Here is a 16960-nt window from a genome sequence, read left to right as displayed (position 1 = left end):
GTAGGCTCCTACAATCAACATGAGTGCTTGCGTGGTCGAGGCAATCCGGGGATTGATGCGCGCCAATCCCGTTTCAGGAATCACCTCATGTCGAGGATTACTGTTGCATTGATCGCTGCGCTGACCTGCCTTTCGGCCCGCGTCATGGCCGATGGCATCACCGGCGAAGTTGGTTCCGGCCTCAGCTACCAGCCTCGCGACCCGAGCGGCACTGGTTATGAAACCCGGCCGGTGCCGTACCTTGATTTGGGTTGGGGCGATGTCAGCCTGGGCACCGATGACGGGATGACCTGGGACGCGCTTAGCGTCAGCGGTTTCAGCGCCGGTCCGTTCGTCAACTACCTGCCAGGTCGCACCTCCAACGGTGAATTGCAGGGCTTGCGTGATGTGCCTGGCAGGGGAGTGTTGGGCGGGTTTGTACAGTACGCCCCAGCTGATTTCTGGCGGGTATTCGCGTTCGTCGGTCAGGCGGTGGGCGGGCGCGGCGGGGGTGTGTTGGCAAGAGTGGGTGGCGAGGCGGGTTATCCACTGGGCGGCGGGGTGATCGGCAGCAATAACCTGACTGCGCATTTCGCCGATGCCCGGCAGAACCAGACGTTTTTTGGCGTGGATGGTGATGAGGCCCGATCTTCGGGGATCGCCCCGTACAACGCCAGTGGCGGTTTGCAGAACGTCACGTTGACCCAGAGCTTCGAGTTTCCCCTGGCGCTGAACTGGTCGCTGTTGAGCAGCGCTAGCTGGATTCGCCTGATGGGTCACGCGGCAGACAGCAGCATCGTCAAAGCCGTTGGCGATAGGAGCCAGGGCGAAGTGCAGGTGGCGCTTGCCTATACATTCGACTGACTCTGGATCGCTGGAAAACCAGCCCCATAGGGGGATGCGTATCCGCCTTGCTTTGGTGCTTGATCTTATTGCCCCCTGGAGGCGCCGAACGAAAGAGGGAGGAGCCCAACCTTCAGGGTTCTTCACCTCCAGCCAACAACACAATTCCTCCCATGATCACCGCCACCCCCACCCAATGCAGCAGGCTGATGTGTTCTCCCAACCAAAGCCAGGACCCCAACAATACGCCAACGAACACCAGTGAACTCAGGGGAAAGGCCAGGGATAAATGACTGCGCCGCAGAATCAGCATCCACACGAAGAACGCACCGAAGTAGCAGGCAATTGCCAGCCAGACTCCGACGTTTCCCGCCACTGCCAGCAGCCATTGCAGGTTGAAGTCCATTTGCCCCAGTTGATCGCCACCGACCTTGGTCGCGATCTGGCCCGCGCTTTCCAATACGATCAAGAGTACCCATAGGACAACGGTGCCGAGGCGTTCGTGTAGCCAGTCGGCTTTGCGGCTGATCATCGCTCGATTCTTATGCATTGACGGCACACACGAGCATGACGCCCGCCGTAATCACCAGAGTGCCGAGCCAGCGCCGGCGGCTGACGTGTTCGCCAAGGATCACCTTGCCCGCCAATACCACGCCGCAATAGGCCAGCGCCGCCGCCGGAAACAACAGGCTCAGCGGCGCCCTGGACAGGGCTTCGAGCCAGATGAAGAACTCGATCACGTAGGTGACGACCCCGCACCACAGCAGCGGTGTGTTGAACACCTGGCCCCAGAACGCATTCAGGCGAAACCCGCCTTCGAGCTCCGGCAAACGGTCCAGGCCGAGCTTGAAACAGAGCTGGCCGATGACGTCCAGCACAATGGAAATCGCTACCAGTACGATCACCGTGAAGGTCATGGGAACAGCTCCTCGAATAACTCGATCAGGGTTTGGTTGGTCGCGGCATTGTGCAGCAGGTCGGCTTCGCTCCAGCGCTCGGCTGGGGGCTGGTCGGACCTGGCTTCCCAGCGTTTCAGGACATTACTGAAGCCCGGGCTGGCGTAGTCGCCACAGATGTCGATGCCGAGGATGCGTTTGTCGGCTGCCAGCATGCGTATCGCCTGCACCAGATGGCTCAACCGCATGGCGCCTTGATCCCAGTTGGTCGCGGCGTCCGCACTGGCCAGCACATCCTTGTCGATAGTGATCCACACTGCTTGCGTAGGCAGGCTGGCGATCAGTTGCTGGAGAAATGCTGGCCAGTCCAGATCCGCCAGGTTGTGCCAGTGCAGCAGGTTTTCCTGCTGTCGATGCCCGGCCCCATCGCCGACCCGCCCCCAAATCCTCGACGGCGCGTGCTGCCAGGGGAACAGTTGCAATACGCCGCGGCTCAGCGCACTCAGGTTGCCGCCCTTGAGCTGGGGGTTTTGCAGGTCCTCGCTACACGGGCCTAGGGTGACGATGCGCTGGATGTTCGGCAGTTTCAGTGCCTGGTTGACCCATGAGCCGCAATGCCGACGCGGCGCGAACCGGACCCAGTCAGGGTGGTTGTCGAAGTGGATCAGGCTGGTTGGTTCCGGCAAGTCGGTCAGAAAGGCCGGGGTCAAATGGTGGTAGTCGCCGGAGCCGACGAAGAAGATTTCCGGCTGCGGGCCGCTGTGCCGGGGGCGTTGTCGCAGACGTTCGCAAAAGCGCAGCCAGGTGCGTTCACTGGACCAGAGCCGCAGTTTCGGGCCGAGGTCGAGCAGGTCCAGGCGTTTGGCGCGACCGCTGTCGAGCAATTTTGCGATCGGTGCCTGGGCAGTCAGGCTGTGGTCGAGATCTAAAATGTTCAAGGTCAGTGTTCATCCTTGCACCCCTCCCGGACACCGACTTCATCGATTATGAAGGCCGGCCGATGGGCTTCGGGGGATAAATGCAAGGGATGGGCCAGCAATCGCGGGCGCTCCTGCACGGCTGTGACAGGGGATTGCGATCAGCTGTGCAGGCGAACCCAGACGCTGACCAGCGCCGTCGCCGCCATCAACCAAGCCACGGCCGCCACGGCCAGCGATGCCTCGAGGCGCATGCGATCGACCATCACATACAGGGTCGCCAGGTACACGAAGTACGGAATGATCGACCACATGCCAAACACGATGGTGGTCTTCAGGTCGTCCAGCGAGCGGCCCTTGCCGACGATGTAGTGGGCAATCAGGGCGAAGGTCGGAAACAGCGGCACCAGGCCGGCGATGTAGTAGTTTTTGGTCTTGGCCAGGGCGGCGATTATCACCACCACCGCCGCGCCAAGGACCGCTTTCAACAATAGATCCACGACTGTTCTCGCTGGGTTAGTGGCTGAGGCCGTACTTCTTGACCTTGTCGAACAGCGTGGTCTTGGCCATGCCCAATTCCAGGCTGGCCTGGGTCAGGTTGCCGCCGCTGCGTTGCAAGGCATCGCTCAGCAGGTTGCGCTCGAAGGCTTCCACCGCCTCGGAAAACCCCAGGCCCTGGGCTGCGTCATTGGCGCCGGACTTCTTGAACGCCGGCAGGCCGAGGGCAAAGCGTTCGGCGACGTTGCGCAGTTCGCGCACGTTGCCCGGCCAGTCGTGGCTCATCAGGTGCGACAGGGTCTGGTTGTCCAGGTCTGGGACAGCGCGGTCGAAGCGCAGCGATGATTGCTGCAGGAAGTGCTCGAACAGTTGCAGGATGTCCTCGCGGCGTTCGCGCAGCGGCGGCAGTTCCAGGGTCACCACGTTGAGGCGGTAATACAGGTCGCTGCGGAACTGGCCGGCGCGGCCCAGTTCGTCGAGGTCGGACTTGGTGGCGGCAATCACCCGGCAATCGACCGCCACGCTCTGGTTCGAACCCAGGCGCTCCAGGGTGCGCTCCTGCAATACCCGCAGCAGTTTGATCTGCAGGGGCAACGGCATGCTTTCCACTTCGTCGAGGAACAAGGTGCCGCCGTTGGCATGTTCGATCTTGCCGATCCGCCGTTTGCCGGCGCCGGTAAAGGCGTTCGCCTCATGCCCGAAGATTTCGCTTTCAAACAGGTTTTCCGGCAGGCCACCGCAGTTCAGTGCGACAAAAGGCTGGGCCTGGCGGCGACTGAAGTCGTGCAGGCAACGGGCAACCAACTCCTTGCCGGTGCCGGTCTCGCCTTCGATCAGCACGTTGGCCGACGTGTCGGCGACGTTGGCGATCAGTTCGCGCAGGTGCTGCATGGCGGGCGAGCGCCCAATGATCCGGCCTTCCAGTGAGTCGCGTTCAGCCAGTTGCCGGCGCAAGGAACTGACTTCGCGGGCCAGGCTGCGTTGCTCCAGGGCACGTCGGGCAACGTCCACCAGGCGCTCGGGGGAGAAGGGTTTCTCCATGAAGTCGTAGGCGCCTTTTTGCATGGCGTCGACAGCCATCGAAATGTCGCCGTGCCCGGTGATCAGCACCACCGGCAAGCTGCGATCGCGAGCCTTGAGCCGACCCAGCAGCTCCATGCCATCGATGCCCGGCAGGCGGATGTCGCTGATGACGATCCCGGCAAAGTTGTCGCCCACCTGCGCCAGGGCTTCTTCAGCGCTGCCAACGCCAGTGCAGGGGATGTCTTCCAGGGCCAAGGCCTGCTGGCAACCGAGCAGGACATGGGGATCGTCTTCGACGATCAGCACACTAAGATCGTTGTTCATATCGGCTCGACGGGCAGGGTGCTTACCAAGGGTAAGCTGAGGACAAATGCGGTACCACCGCTGGCCGGGTGTTCGACACCCAGGCTGCCGCCGGTCGCGGCGGCCAGGCTTGCCGACAGGGTCAGGCCGAGGCCCAGGCCCTGTTCGCCAGGCTTGGTGGTAAAGAAGGGTTCGAACAGATGCTTGCGCGCCTCGGGGTCAATGCCGTGGCCGTTGTCGCGTACGTGCAGCCGGTACTTGCCGTCCACTGCCTCACCCTCGAGCCACAATTGGGGCGCAGCTTGCGCCTGCATGGCATCCAGGGCATTGCCGATCAGGTTGACCAGGATCTGCTCCAGGCGGGTCTGGTCGATCGACACTTGTTCGTCAGTGAACGCGCGGTGCAACTGCAGGCCGCTGTGTTCCAGGCGCGCGCCCAGCAGTTGCAGGGCCGCATCGACCGCTTTGCCCAGGCTGGCCTGGCCCTTGTCGTCGCCGCGCCGGGCAAAGGAGCGCAGGCTGGCCGTGATGCGGCCCATGCGATCGATCAGTTCATTGATGGTTTTCAGGTTGGCACTGGCGGTGTCCAGTTGGCCACGTTCGAGAAACCGTACGGTGTTGCCGGACAGGGTGCGCAACGCCGCCAGGGGCTGGTTCAGTTCGTGGGCAATGCTGGTGGACATTTGGCCGATGGCCGCCAGTTTACCGGCCTGTACCAATTCATCCTGGGCATGGCGCAGGGTTTCCTCGGCCAGGCGCCGTTCGCGAATCTGGCCCTTGAGGCGTTCGTTGCTGGCTCGCAGGTCAGTGGTGCGTTCGGTAATCCGTCGCTCCAGTTGATTGTTGGCTTCCTGCAGGGCTTCGCGGGCCGCGAGGCGGGTGGCGATGACCTTGCGGCGCTCGTTCCAGGCGATCAGCAGGAACGCCACCAGGGCGAAGGCCACTGCCACCAGGATGCCCTGGTTGATCGCCTCGCGCCGCAGGTCCTGGAGCGGTGTCAGCAGGGTGAAATTCCACGGTGTGTCGCTCAGGGGGCGGGTCTGCGACAGGTAGCTGATGGCCTCGTCGTCGGAGACCACTTCGGCGTTGGCCGGGAAGGTCAGTTTCTCCACGCCTTCGGCCAGGCGTTCGCGGGCCAGCGGCTCCAGCTCATTGAGCGGGAACCAGTAGTATTGCAGGCTGCGGGCCAGGCGCTCCTTGGTGTCGTCGCTCAGTGGACGCACGGCCTTGAGCCGTCGCGCCGGGTCGCTGGAGAGAATGATGATGCCGTTCTCATCGCTGACGAAGGCTTCCAGGCGGGCGCGCTGCCAGCGTTCTTCCAGGGCTTCCAGGCGCACCTTGACCACCGCGACGCCGATGATCTTGCCTTGCTCCTCGAGGCCGTGGGCCAGGTAGTAGCCGGGTTCGCCGTTGGTGCTGCCGATCCCGTAGAAGCGCCCGGGCTGGCCGCGTACTGCGTTCTGGAAATAGGCACGGAAGGACAGGTCTTCGCCCAGGTAGCTGTCGACGTCGCGCCAGTTGCTGGTGGCCAGGACTCGGCCGGTGGTGTCCATCACGTAGATGGCCCGACTGCGGCTGCGCCGGTTCAGGCCTTCAAGGTAATTATTGACCGCTTGCCGGTGTTCCGGCGACGGCTCGGCCAGCAACTGCGAAACACTCGATTCGAGTTCCAGCAGGCTAGGCAGGTAGGTGTATTTGCTGATCTCGCTTTCCACCGCACGGGCGTGCAGTTCCAGCTGGCGTTGACCGTTTTCGCCGAGGCTGCGAATGCCGTAGTGCTCACTGATCCAGAAGCCGAGCAGGCCCAATGCGAGCATCAGCAGGATGATCAGCGGCGGCAGGAACAGGTGGCGGATCAGACGAGGTTTCACGGCGAGTGATGGCGGTGCGGCGCGATAAAGAGTGGGGTCGCATTTCATCACAGATGCCTTGGGTCAACCACAACACAAATCTACAAATCCGCGCAGTCCCTGTGTAGGAGCGAGCTTGCTCGCGATGGAGTGTCAGTCAACAGTGATGTAGCTGACCCACCATCGCGAGCAAGCTCGCTCCTACACGGGGGCGAGGAGCGGTGTGCTGCTTAGTGCTGCAGGATCTTGTTCAGGAAGTGCTGTGTACGTTCGGCGCGAGCGTTGATGTCGCCGAAGAACTCTTCCTTAGGGCAGTCTTCGATGATCTTGCCGGCGTCCATGAAGATCACCCGGTCCGCCACTTTGCGGGCGAAGCCCATTTCGTGGGTCACGCACATCATGGTCATGCCTTCGTGGGCCAGTTGCACCATGACGTCCAGCACTTCGTTAACCATTTCCGGGTCCAGCGCCGAGGTCGGTTCGTCGAACAGCATGACGATCGGGTCCATGGCCAGTGCGCGGGCGATCGCCACACGCTGCTGCTGACCACCGGAGAGCTGGCCCGGGTGCTTGTGGGCGTGGGCCGAGAGGCCGACGCGCTCGAGCAGTTGCAGGCCTTTCTTGGTGGCTTCTTCCTTGCTGCGGCCCAACACCTTGATCTGCGCGATGGTCAGGTTTTCGGTGATGGTCAGGTGCGGGAACAGTTCGAAGTGCTGGAACACCATGCCAACGCGCGAGCGCAGTTTCGGAAGGTTGGTCTTGGGGTCGGCAATCGAAGTGCCGTCGACCACGATGTCGCCTTTCTGGAACGGTTCCAGGGCATTGACGCACTTGATCAGGGTCGACTTGCCGGAGCCGGACGGCCCGCACACCACGATCACCTCACCTTTCTTGACGTCGGTGCTGCAATCAGTCAGCACCTGGAAGTCCCCATACCACTTGTTGATATTCTTGATAGAGATCATACGGCGAACCTTTTTTGCAGACGCTTGACCAGCTGCGAGGCGGCAAAGCTGATGATGAAGTACACGAGACCGGCGAATACCAGGAACTCATTGGAACGGCCAATGATGTCGCCACTGGCCCGCGAAGCGTTGAGGAAGTCCACCAGGCCGACGGTGTAGACCAGTGAGGTGTCCTGGAACAGGATGATGCTCTGTTGCAGCAGCAGTGGGGTCATCTTGCGGAATGCCTGGGGCAGGATGATCAAGCGCATCATCTGGCCATAGGACATGCCCAGGGCCTGGGCGGCGCCCATCTGGCCCTTGGGAATCGATTGCACACCGGCACGGACGATTTCGCAGAAGTACGCCGCTTCGAACATCATGAAGGCCACGATGCAGGAGGCAAACGCGCCGATCGGGGTGTCTTCGCCGGTGATCCAGCGCAGCACGAACGGCACCGCCAGGTAGAACCAGGTGATCACCAGCAGCAGCGGGATCGAGCGGAAGTAGTTGACGTAGGCGCCGGCGAAGTTCGACAGCAGTTTGTTGTGGGACAACCGCATCAAGGCCAGGATGGTGCCGAGGACGAGGCCACCGACGACGCCCAGCGCCATCAGCTTGAGGGTCATCACCATGCCGTTCCACAAGCCGGGAATGGCCGGGATGATGCCACTGAAATCGAATTCCATTATTTACCCCCCACGGAGATCAGGCCGGGCACTGCGACTTTCTTCTCGACCACGCGCATCAGCAACATCAGGCTCATGTTCAGGGTGAAGTAGATCAGGGTCGCCAGGGTGAAGGCTTCGAACAGGTTGGCGGAGAACTCGGCGGTCTGCTTGGTCTGCGCGAGCAGCTCCATCAGGCCGATCAGCGAGGCCACGGACGAGTTCTTGAAGACGTTGAGGAATTCCGAGGTGAGCGGTGGAATGATGATGCGATAGGCCTGGGGCAGCAGCACGTTCCAGTAGATCTGCGGCAGCTTGAAGCCCATGGCGCGAGCAGCCGATTCCTGGCCGCGGGGCAGCGCCTGGATACCGGTGCGCACTTGTTCGCAGACCCGGGCGGCGGTGAACAGGCCCAGGCACACGACAACGCTCAGGTAGGCCGAGGTGGTCGGGTTGAGGTCCTGTTTGTACCAGTCCTGCAGGTCTTGTGGCAGCAGGTCGGGCACCAGGAAGTACCAGATGAACAGCTGAACCAGCAGCGGCACGTTACGGAACAGTTCTACGTAGCAGGTCGCGATGCCTGACACGATGCGGTTCGGTACGGTGCGCATTACGCCCAGTACCGAGCCCAGCAGCAATGCAATGATCCAGGCCACGATGGCGATAGCGATGGTCCAGCCCAGCCCGGAAATGAACCAGTCGAGATAGGTCTCGCTGCCCACGCCGGTGGACTTGAAGAACACGCCCCAATCCCAGTTGTAATTCATTAGGGTCTCCCCTCGGATTCAATCGATGTTCAAGCACCTGCCTGGGGGAACTCCGTTCCCACCCGACGTTGACGGTCGGGCACACGCGGTCGGCTCGACAACCACCGGTTCGAGTGTTTCCAAAAATGCCAGCAGGTAGTGACAACCTCCCGAAAGGGCATTGGCCCTCTCAGGAGGTAAGACTAGTCAGAAATCAGGATTTCTTGTCGTCAGCCGCTTTGTCGGTCGGATTGGCGATCAGCGCCTTGAGCTCGTCGCTCATCGGGAAGTTCAGGTTCAGGCCTTTAGGCGGGATTGGCGCCTGGAACCAGGTGTCGTAGATCTTGTTGATCTTGCCCGAAGCGTAGGTGGCCTTGATGGCATCATCGACCGCTTTCTTGAACGGCTCGTCGCCTTTGCGCACCATGCAGCCATAGATTTCATAGGACTGTGGCGTGCCAGTCACTTCCCAGTCGGAAGCTTTCTTGGCCTTGGCCGCTTCACCGGCCAGCAGGGCGTCGTCCATCATGAAGGCAACGGCGCGGCCCGATTCCAGCATCTGGAAGGATTCGCCGTGGTCCTTGGCGGAGATCACGTTCATGCCCATCTGCTTGTCGGCGTTCATCGACTTGAGGATGCGCTCGGACGTGGTGCCAGCGGTGGTCACGACGTTCTTGCCTTTAAGATCGTCGAAATCCTTGTACTTGGAGTCCTTCTTGGACAGCAGGCGAGTACCGATTTCGAAGATGCCGACCGAGAAGTCAACTTGTTGCTGACGCTCGACGTTGTTGGTGGTGGAACCACACTCGAGGTCAACGGTGCCGTTCTGCACCAGCGGAATACGGGTTTGCGAGGTGACCAGGTTGTATTTGACTTGCAGGTTCGGCAGGTCCAGGTCTTTTTTCAGGGCTTCGACGACTTGCATCTGGATGTCGTGGGAGTAGCCGACTGGTTTGCCAGAAGCGTCTGCAATGTAGGAAAACGGAATGGAAGCGTCGCGATGGCCCAGGGTGATGGTGCCGGACTCTTTGATCTTCTTCAGGGTGCCGGTGAGCTCGGCGGCGAAAACTGGCGTGCTGATCAGAGCGGCAGCGATGGCTGCGCCCAGGATATGGGGAACGATACGCATCAAATTTTCCTCGACATTGTTTTTTTTATGGAGCCAGTTCTTCGGCTCTCTAGTACTGCTGAACGCCTGGAGGGCTCCTGAAGTGTTGGCACCTCAGGCGTTCGTCCAAGAGTGTAGAGCATGAGTCGTGCCAGGCCAGGATTAAATGCCTAACTTGTTGATTTATAAGGATATTAAATATTTGTGGCGGAGCTTGTCCCTACGCCTGATCCGGTTAACCGAATTGACTGCCGGGTCGCGTTCGGAAAACCGAATGAATTTTTCGCGGCTTCAACGCAATGTAGAAAATAAAAAGCCCCTGGATCGCGGAATCCAGGGGCTTTTTATGTATTGGCTGTCGATCAGGCCGCTTCGATCTTGCTGCGGTTGATTTCGAGCTTGTGCAGATAGTGCTGCACGTTTGCCTGTTCGTCGGCCGTGGTGAACAGGCCCAGCTTGGTGCGCCGCCAGAGAATATCGTGGGCAGTGGTGGCCCATTCCTGCTGGCACAGGTAATCGACTTCACGGCTGTAGAGCCCGCCACCCAGGTGCTCGCCCATGTCGTTCAAGCCCTGTACGCCTTCGAGCATGCGCCAGGTGCGGCTGCCGTAGGTGGTGGCCCAGCGGCGGGCGATTTCCGTGGGGACCCAGTCGAACTTGTCGCGAATCAAGGCGCTCAGGGCCTGCGGGGTGCTCATGTCTTCGCCGCCAGGCAGGGTTGCCTGGGCGGTCCAGCTCGGTTTCATCTGCTTGAAGTAGGGCGCCAACTGGGCCATGGCCGACTCGGCCAACTTGCGGTAGGTGGTCAGCTTGCCGCCGAACACCGACAGCAGGGGCGCCTCTTCACCGCTGCCGGACAGGGCCAGGGTGTAGTCGCGGGTCACGGCCGATGGATTGTCGGATTCGTCGTTGCACAACGGGCGCACGCCGGAATAGGTGTGCAGGATGTCGTCACGGCTGACCTGTTGCTTGAAGTGCGCATTGACTACCTGGATCAGGTAATCGGTTTCGCCCTCGGTGATCGCCACTTTGGCCGGGTCACCGGTGTACTCGCGGTCCGTGGTGCCAATCAGGGTGAAGTGATTGAGGTACGGAATGGTGAACACGATGCGCTGATCTTCGTTTTGCAGGATGTGCGCGTGCTCGCCTTCGTACAGCTTGGGCACGATCAGGTGGCTGCCCTGGATCAGGCGAATACCGTAGGGCGATTCCATCTTCAGGTCATCGCGAATGAACTTGGCAACCCAGGGGCCGGCCGCGTTTACCAGCGCCTTGGCGCGGATCGAGAACAGGCTACCATCGGCACGCTCCAGGTGCAGGTGCCACAGGCCCTTGCTGCGTCGGGCGCTGACACAGCGGGTCTGCGTATGCACGTGGGCGCCTTTCTCACGGGCGGCCATGGCATTGAGTACCACCAGGCGGGCGTCGTCGACCCAGCAGTCGGAGTACTCGAAGCCCTTGCTGATTTCGCTTTTCAAGGCGCTGTCGGCACCGAATTTCAGGCTTCTGGAACCGGCGAGCTTTTCCCGCTTGCCCAGGTTGTCGTAGAGGAACAGGCCGGCGCGAATCATCCAGGCCGGGCGCAGGTGCGGGCGGTGCGGCAGGACAAAGCGCATCTGCTTGACGATATGCGGGGCCTTGGCCAGCAGCACTTCACGTTCGGCCAGGGCTTCGCGCACCAGGCGGAACTCATAGTGTTCCAGGTAGCGCAGGCCGCCGTGGATCAGCTTGCTGCTGGCGGACGAGGTGTGGCTGGCCAGGTCGTCCTTTTCGCAAAGGAACACCGAAAGCCCACGGCCGGCAGCATCCGCCGCAATCCCGACGCCATTGATCCCGCCACCAATCACGGCGACGTCATAGATCTCGGCAAGTGGGGGTGTCGGCAAGGTGGAAGTGGGCATCGGCAGGCCTCGGGCATTTTTGGCTTTATGTATTGGAATACGAACATTAATGTTCATTTGCGAAAATGGTAGCCCATAAAGTCGCCCACAGCCAGTCCGCTTCGATTGAAAAAACTCATCGAAGGGGCAGAAAAGGAAAAATTTCGAACATTTATGCGGGTGGGGCATGAGCAGGCGCTATCGCGAGCAAGCTCGCTCCCACAAGGGTTGCGCTGCTCGCGATGGCGTCTGGACGGACGCTGAAGAGGTGAGGCGGTTAAACGACTTCCAGGCGAATCTTGTTCTGGCTCAACAGTTGGGCGAGGGCAGGTACGGGCTCCTGATCAGTCACCAGGCAATCGATCAGGGTGATCGGTCCCAGGCGAATCATGGCGTTGCGTCCGAACTTGCTGGAGTCGGCCGCCAGGATCACTTGCCGGGCATTGGCGATGATCGCCTGGGATACCCGCACTTCCTGGTAATCAAAGTCCAGCAGGCTGCCATCTTCGTCGATGCCACTGATGCCCACGAGGGCATAGTCGACCTTGAACTGGTTGATGAAATCGACACTGGCCTGGCCGACAACCCCGCCGTCGCGGCGCACGGTGCCACCGGTGAGCAGCACGTCGAAATCATCCTTGGCACTGAGCATCGAGGCCACGTGCAGGTTGTTGGTGATGATTTTCAGGTGGTTGTGGTTGAGCAGCGCCCGGGCGATGGACTCGGTGGTGGTACCGATATTGATGAACAACGAGGCGTGGTCGGGAATTTGCCGGGCGATGGCTTCACCGATGCGCTGCTTTTCGTCGCGCATCTGGTCGGCACGCATGGCGTACGCAGTGTTTTCCACGCTGGAATCATAGGCTGCGCCGCCATGGTAGCGGCGCAACAGGTTGTCTTCGGCCAGCTGATTGATATCGCGGCGAATGGTCTGCGGAGTAACAACGAACAACTGGGCCATTTCCTCGATGCTGACGTAGCCGCGTTCGCGGACCAGTTCGAGGATTTGCTGCTGACGGGGAGGCAGATTCATGGGGCGTCCTTTGGGCTGCCGTGCAAAATTTGCCCATGATGCCGCATCAATCCCCTCCCGACCAGTTAGATGCCGAACACTGTTCGGCCCTTGGCTTACTCCTCGCCTTCGTGCGGCTCCCAGTCACGGGTACGGCTGACGGCTTTTTTCCAGCCAGCGTAGAGTTTTTCCTTGGCGCTTTCTTCCAGTTGCGGGTCGAATTCGCGCTCGATCACTGCCTTGCCGCGCAGTTCGTCCAGACTGGCCCAGAAGCCGCAGGCCAGGCCTGCCAGATAGGCAGCGCCGAGTGCCGTGGTCTCGCGCATTTGCGGGCGCTCGACCTGGGTGCCGAGGATGTCGGCCTGGAACTGCATGAGGAAGTTGTTCGCCACCGCACCGCCGTCCACGCGCAAGGCCTTGAGGCGTTCGCCGGAGTCCTGTTGCATGGCGTCGAGCACGTCGCGGGTCTGGTAGGCAATCGACTCCAGGGCTGCGCGAATGATGTGGTCGACCCGTACGCCGCGAGTCAGGCCGAACAGGGCACCGCGGGCATAGGGGTCCCAGTACGGCGCGCCGAGGCCGGTGAAGGCGGGCACCAGGTACACACCGTTGCTGTCCTTGACCTTGTTGGCGAAGTACTCAGTGTCGTGGGCGTCGTTGATGATCTTCAGTTCGTCGCGCAGCCACTGCACGGTGGAGCCGCCGTTGAACACTGCGCCCTCGAGGGCATAGGCCACCTCACCGCGCGGACCGCAGGCGATGGTGGTGAGCATGCCGTGGCTGGATTTGACTGCCTTGCTGCCGGTATTCATCAGTAGGAAGCAGCCGGTGCCGTAGGTGTTTTTCGCTTGGCCGGGCTCCACGCACATCTGGCCGAACAGGGCCGCTTGCTGGTCGCCGGCGATGCCGCCGATGGCAATGCCGCTCTTGGTGTGGCCATAAATTTCCGACGAGGACTTCACCTGCGGCAGCATCTCGCGTGGGATGTCCAGCAGCTCGAGCATCTTCGCGTCCCACTCCAGGGTGTGGATGTTGAAGAGCATGGTGCGCGAGGCGTTGGTGTAGTCGGTGACGTGGGTCTTGCCGCCGGTAAATTTCCAGATCAACCAGCTGTCGACTGTGCCGAACAGCAATTCGCCGTTGCGTGCACGCTCCCGGCTGCCTTCGACGTTGTCGAGGATCCACTTCAGCTTGGTGCCGGAAAAGTACGGGTCGGTGACCAGGCCGGTGGTGTCGCTGATGTATTGCTCGTGGCCGTCGCGCTTGAGCTGCTGGCAGATCTCGGTGCTGCGGCGGCACTGCCAGACAATGGCGTTGTAGATCGGCCGGCCGCTGGTCTTGTCCCAGACCACGGTGGTTTCGCGCTGGTTGGTGATGCCGATGGCGGCCACCTGGTCGTGATGCAGGCCTGCTTGTGCCAGGGCCTCGACCATCACCGCGCTCTGGGTGGCGAAGATCTCCATCGGGTCATGTTCGACCCAACCGGCTTGTGGGTAATGCTGGGCGAATTCGCGTTGAGCGGTGCAGACCACGTTGGCGTCGCGGTCGAAAATGATCGCGCGCGAGCTGGTCGTACCCTGATCAAGGGCAATGATGTAGTTCTTATTCTGTGTGTCGGTCATGTCGATTGCCTTGGACGAAATAAGGGAGTGGATCGGGGCGCGTGATCAATGGTGGGCAGGATCACGCGCCGCCGCTATCAGGAAATTCGGGTTTTGCCATCCATCGCCGGTTCTGCCTTTGTTGTAGCAGGTACGGCGCCGGGCAGGTGACGGGCAATCAGCCCGCGATAGGCTGCAGCACCGAGGCAGGCACCGACAATCGGAGCAAAAATCGGAATCAGGAAATAGGGAATATCCCGGCCGCCAGTGAAGGAAATTTCACCCCAGCCAGCGAAGAAAGTCATCAGTTTAGGACCGAAATCCCGTGCCGGGTTCATCGCGAAGCCGGTCAGCGGCCCCATCGAGCTGCCGATCACGGCGATCAGCAGGCCAATCAGCAGCGGTGCCAGCGGGCCCTTGGGCAGGCCGTTGTTATCGTCGGTCAGGGACATGATCACGCCCATCAGGATCGCGGTGATGATCATCTCGACCAGGAACGCCTGGCCGGTAGACAGGGCCGGGTTGGGGAAGGTGGAGAATACCGACGCCAACTCCAGGCTGGCCTGGCTGCCGCGAACCATCTGCTGGGTTTGTTCGAAATCGAAGAACAGATTGCTGTAAAGCGTGTAAACCAACAACGCGCCACAGAAGGCGCCCGCCACCTGGGACAAGATGTAGAAGGGCAGTTTGCGCTTTTCAAAATCGGTGAAAATGCTCAGGGCGATACTGACGGCCGGGTTCAGGTGGGCACCGGAAACGCCCGCAGTCAGGTAGATCGCCATACTGACGCCGACGCCCCAGATGATGCTGATTTCCCACAGGCCAAAGCTGGCGCCCGCGACTTTGAGGGCGGCGACGCAGCCAGTGCCAAAAAAGATCAGCAGTGCAGTCCCCAGGAACTCGGCCATGCATTGGCTCGAGAGCGGTGGTTGTTGTAAAGCAGTGGTCATGAAAACCTCGTTTTTTGTTGTTGTCGGGCGCTCGTCCCACAGGAGATCGGGCGCGATTTTCACCAAGGCAGGATCCCCATCCTGGTCTCGGCTTACTGCTGGGTGCTGCGTAGGATTATTCGCATGGTATTCGGAAACGAAAAAATATAGACAAGAAACGCTGATGTCAAAGGTCGAAAGTGAACCGTCAGTCACAAATCAACTATTGTTCGGCTGAATGATCGCGTCTTGAGGGGGGTGGCAACGTTGCAGATTTACCTGGCCGGCAGCGCCGACGACTGGATAGCGGGGCGGTCTTGGAGCCTTTTGCTGCGTGATGACCTAGAATCCGGCGCAGCATTTGTTGTTCTTTCGTTGGCTTGGAGCTGCCATGACCCCCGCATTGGATCTGCTGAAAAAAGTTCGTGCCGAACATCGTGTACACAGTTATGAACATGATCCCAAGGCCGCTTCATACGGGTTGGAGGCGGCGGAAAAGCTTGGGTTGCAGCCGGCCCAGGTGTTCAAGACCTTGCTTGCGGCCAGTGAGAAAGCCGAGTTGCTGGTCGCTGTGGTGCCGGTCGTCGGAAGTCTGGACTTGAAGGCGCTGGCCCATGCGGCAGGGGTCAAGAAGGTCGAGATGGCCGACCCCGCTGCCGCACAGCGTGCAACCGGGTACTTATTGGGGGGAATTAGCCCGTTGGGGCAGAAGAAGCGGCTGCGCACCTTTATCGATAGCAGTGCCCAAGCTTTTGCGACTATTTATGTCAGTGCCGGTCGACGCGGCCTGGAAGTCGAATTGGCCGCTGCAGTGCTGGCCGAACATACCCAGGCCAGGTTCGCTGACATCGGCCGGGCTTGACCCGTTCGCTGTATGGTGAAAATCCACTGGCTCTGTCACTGGTGAGCCAGCCACCGCTGCTGCATGCTCGCGCTCGCCTACACAAAAGGAGAGCACTCATGGAGTTAGCGTTTCATCAGGTCGATGCCTTCAGCGACCGTCCGTTCAGTGGCAACCCGGCGATGGTCTACCGGCTCGAGGCTTGGCTCAGTGATGAACTGATGCAAAACATCGCCGCCGAGCACAACCTCGCCGAGACCGCGTTTGTGGTGCGTGAGGCCCAGGGTTGGCATATCCGTTGGTTCACCCCGACCACGGAAGTGCCGTTGTGCGGCCACGCGACCCTGGCCAGCGCCCATGTGTTGTTCGACCAGTATGAGGAACCGTCGCAAAGTCTGGACTTCATCAGTAAATCCGGGCCGTTGCGCGTGACCCGCGAAGGCGGGCAGCTATGGCTGGATTTCCCGAGGATCGCACCGCGTGCGGTGGCGGCCAATCCGCTGATAGCCGCAGCGCTGGGGGTGCAGCCCATCGAGGTGCTGGGTTCCAATGAGTTGTTTGTGGTGCTCGAATCGGAGCAGGCCGTGCGCGATTGTCAGCCCGACATGGCGGCCCTGGCGAAGTTGCCCTGGCTGGGGGCAATCGTCACCGCGCGCGGCACGCAGCATGACTTTGTCTCGCGCTATTTTGCCCCTGCCATCGGCATCAACGAAGACCCGGTCACCGGTTCGACCCATTGCCTGCTGATTCCTTACTGGGCGCAGCAACTGGATAAAACCAGTCTGACGGCCTATCAGTGTTCGGCGCGGGGCGGGGAGTTGTTCTGTCGCCTGGAAGGCGATCGAGTGAAGATTGGCGGGACTGCGACGTTGGTGGCCAGCGGGACGTTGCTGCTGGGCTGACACTGACGTCGCTGCCTGAC

General features: G+C 60.8%; 17 protein-coding genes. 3 read left to right on the top strand and 14 right to left on the bottom strand.

Translation table 11 applies throughout. The features are described 5' to 3' along the window. The first annotated feature begins 87 nt into the window (after window positions 1–87). On the top strand, window positions 88–843 hold the full coding sequence (locus CKW24_RS05580) for a MipA/OmpV family protein (protein ID WP_095165957.1): 756 nt from the start codon (window positions 88–90) through the stop codon (window positions 841–843). 112 nt (window positions 844–955) lie between these two features. Here CKW24_RS05580 and CKW24_RS05575 read toward each other — a convergent pair whose 3' ends face one another. From CKW24_RS05575 to CKW24_RS05510, 14 genes are all read right to left on the bottom strand, one after another. Next, the gene (locus CKW24_RS05575; RefSeq protein WP_095165956.1) at window positions 956–1354 is read right to left on the bottom strand and encodes an EamA family transporter; all 399 of its coding nucleotides are present in this window, start codon (window positions 1352–1354) and stop codon (window positions 956–958) included. 10 nt (window positions 1355–1364) lie between these two features. Further along, on the bottom strand, window positions 1365–1739 hold the full coding sequence (locus CKW24_RS05570; RefSeq protein WP_095165954.1) for an EamA family transporter: 375 nt from the start codon (window positions 1737–1739) through the stop codon (window positions 1365–1367). Next, window positions 1736–2656 carry an arginase gene (locus CKW24_RS05565; protein ID WP_095165952.1) on the bottom strand — a complete coding sequence of 307 codons (921 nt, stop codon included), beginning with the start codon at window positions 2654–2656 and terminating at the stop codon, window positions 1736–1738. The genes CKW24_RS05570 and CKW24_RS05565 overlap by 4 nt, the downstream gene beginning before the upstream one ends. Window positions 2657–2796: 140 nt before the next feature. Beyond that, window positions 2797–3126 carry a GlpM family protein gene (locus CKW24_RS05560; RefSeq protein WP_177440599.1) on the bottom strand — a complete coding sequence of 110 codons (330 nt, stop codon included), beginning with the start codon at window positions 3124–3126 and terminating at the stop codon, window positions 2797–2799. A gap of 25 nt (window positions 3127–3151) precedes the next feature. Next, window positions 3152–4480 carry a sigma-54 dependent transcriptional regulator gene (locus CKW24_RS05555; RefSeq protein ID WP_095165949.1) on the bottom strand — a complete coding sequence of 443 codons (1329 nt, stop codon included), beginning with the start codon at window positions 4478–4480 and terminating at the stop codon, window positions 3152–3154. Next, entirely contained in the window at window positions 4477–6378 is a 1902-nt protein-coding gene (locus CKW24_RS05550) for an ATP-binding protein (RefSeq protein WP_095165948.1), read from the bottom strand. The genes CKW24_RS05555 and CKW24_RS05550 overlap by 4 nt, the downstream gene beginning before the upstream one ends. 161 nt (window positions 6379–6539) lie before the next feature. Beyond that, window positions 6540–7274, bottom strand: coding sequence for an amino acid ABC transporter ATP-binding protein (locus tag CKW24_RS05545; RefSeq protein ID WP_095165946.1), 735 nt, complete (start codon window positions 7272–7274; stop codon window positions 6540–6542). Then, window positions 7271–7942 carry an amino acid ABC transporter permease gene (locus CKW24_RS05540; protein ID WP_095165944.1) on the bottom strand — a complete coding sequence of 224 codons (672 nt, stop codon included), beginning with the start codon at window positions 7940–7942 and terminating at the stop codon, window positions 7271–7273. The genes CKW24_RS05545 and CKW24_RS05540 overlap by 4 nt, the downstream gene beginning before the upstream one ends. Further along, window positions 7942–8688, bottom strand: a complete 747-nt coding sequence (locus CKW24_RS05535) for an amino acid ABC transporter permease (protein WP_095165942.1) — start codon at window positions 8686–8688, stop codon at window positions 7942–7944. Before CKW24_RS05535 ends, CKW24_RS05540 begins: the two co-directional genes overlap by 1 nt. Before the next feature lie 193 nt (window positions 8689–8881). Then, complete coding sequence (locus CKW24_RS05530; protein ID WP_095165940.1) at window positions 8882–9796, bottom strand: glutamate/aspartate ABC transporter substrate-binding protein; 915 nt, start codon at window positions 9794–9796, stop codon at window positions 8882–8884. A 341-nt stretch (window positions 9797–10137) separates the two neighbouring features. Next, a complete protein-coding gene (gene glpD / locus CKW24_RS05525) occupies window positions 10138–11676 on the bottom strand; it encodes a glycerol-3-phosphate dehydrogenase (protein ID WP_095165938.1) in 1539 nt (512 codons plus the stop codon). A gap of 256 nt (window positions 11677–11932) precedes the next feature. Then, complete coding sequence (locus CKW24_RS05520; protein WP_095165936.1) at window positions 11933–12688, bottom strand: DeoR family transcriptional regulator; 756 nt, start codon at window positions 12686–12688, stop codon at window positions 11933–11935. Between the two features lie 95 nt (window positions 12689–12783). Beyond that, window positions 12784–14289, bottom strand: a complete 1506-nt coding sequence (gene glpK / locus CKW24_RS05515; protein WP_095165935.1) for a glycerol kinase GlpK — start codon at window positions 14287–14289, stop codon at window positions 12784–12786. Window positions 14290–14366: 77 nt separating this feature from the next. Next, complete coding sequence (locus tag CKW24_RS05510) at window positions 14367–15218, bottom strand: MIP/aquaporin family protein (protein ID WP_095165933.1); 852 nt, start codon at window positions 15216–15218, stop codon at window positions 14367–14369. A gap of 370 nt (window positions 15219–15588) precedes the next feature. Between CKW24_RS05510 and ybaK the strand changes: the two genes are divergently transcribed. Both ybaK and CKW24_RS05500 read left to right on the top strand, forming a co-directional pair. Continuing rightward, window positions 15589–16059 (top strand): Cys-tRNA(Pro) deacylase, encoded by a 471-nt coding sequence (ybaK, locus tag CKW24_RS05505; RefSeq protein ID WP_095165932.1) that lies wholly within the window; start codon window positions 15589–15591, stop codon window positions 16057–16059. A gap of 98 nt (window positions 16060–16157) precedes the next feature. Beyond that, window positions 16158–16940 (top strand): PhzF family phenazine biosynthesis protein, encoded by a 783-nt coding sequence (locus tag CKW24_RS05500; protein WP_095165930.1) that lies wholly within the window; start codon window positions 16158–16160, stop codon window positions 16938–16940. Window positions 16941–16960: the final 20 nt, after the last annotated feature.

Origin of the sequence: Pseudomonas sp. Irchel 3H3, assembly GCF_900187635.1 — a bacterium.
Taxonomy (GTDB): domain Bacteria; phylum Pseudomonadota; class Gammaproteobacteria; order Pseudomonadales; family Pseudomonadaceae; genus Aquipseudomonas.
Note: the sequence above shows the minus strand (reverse complement) of the source record. Positions and strands in the feature narration are given on the sequence as shown.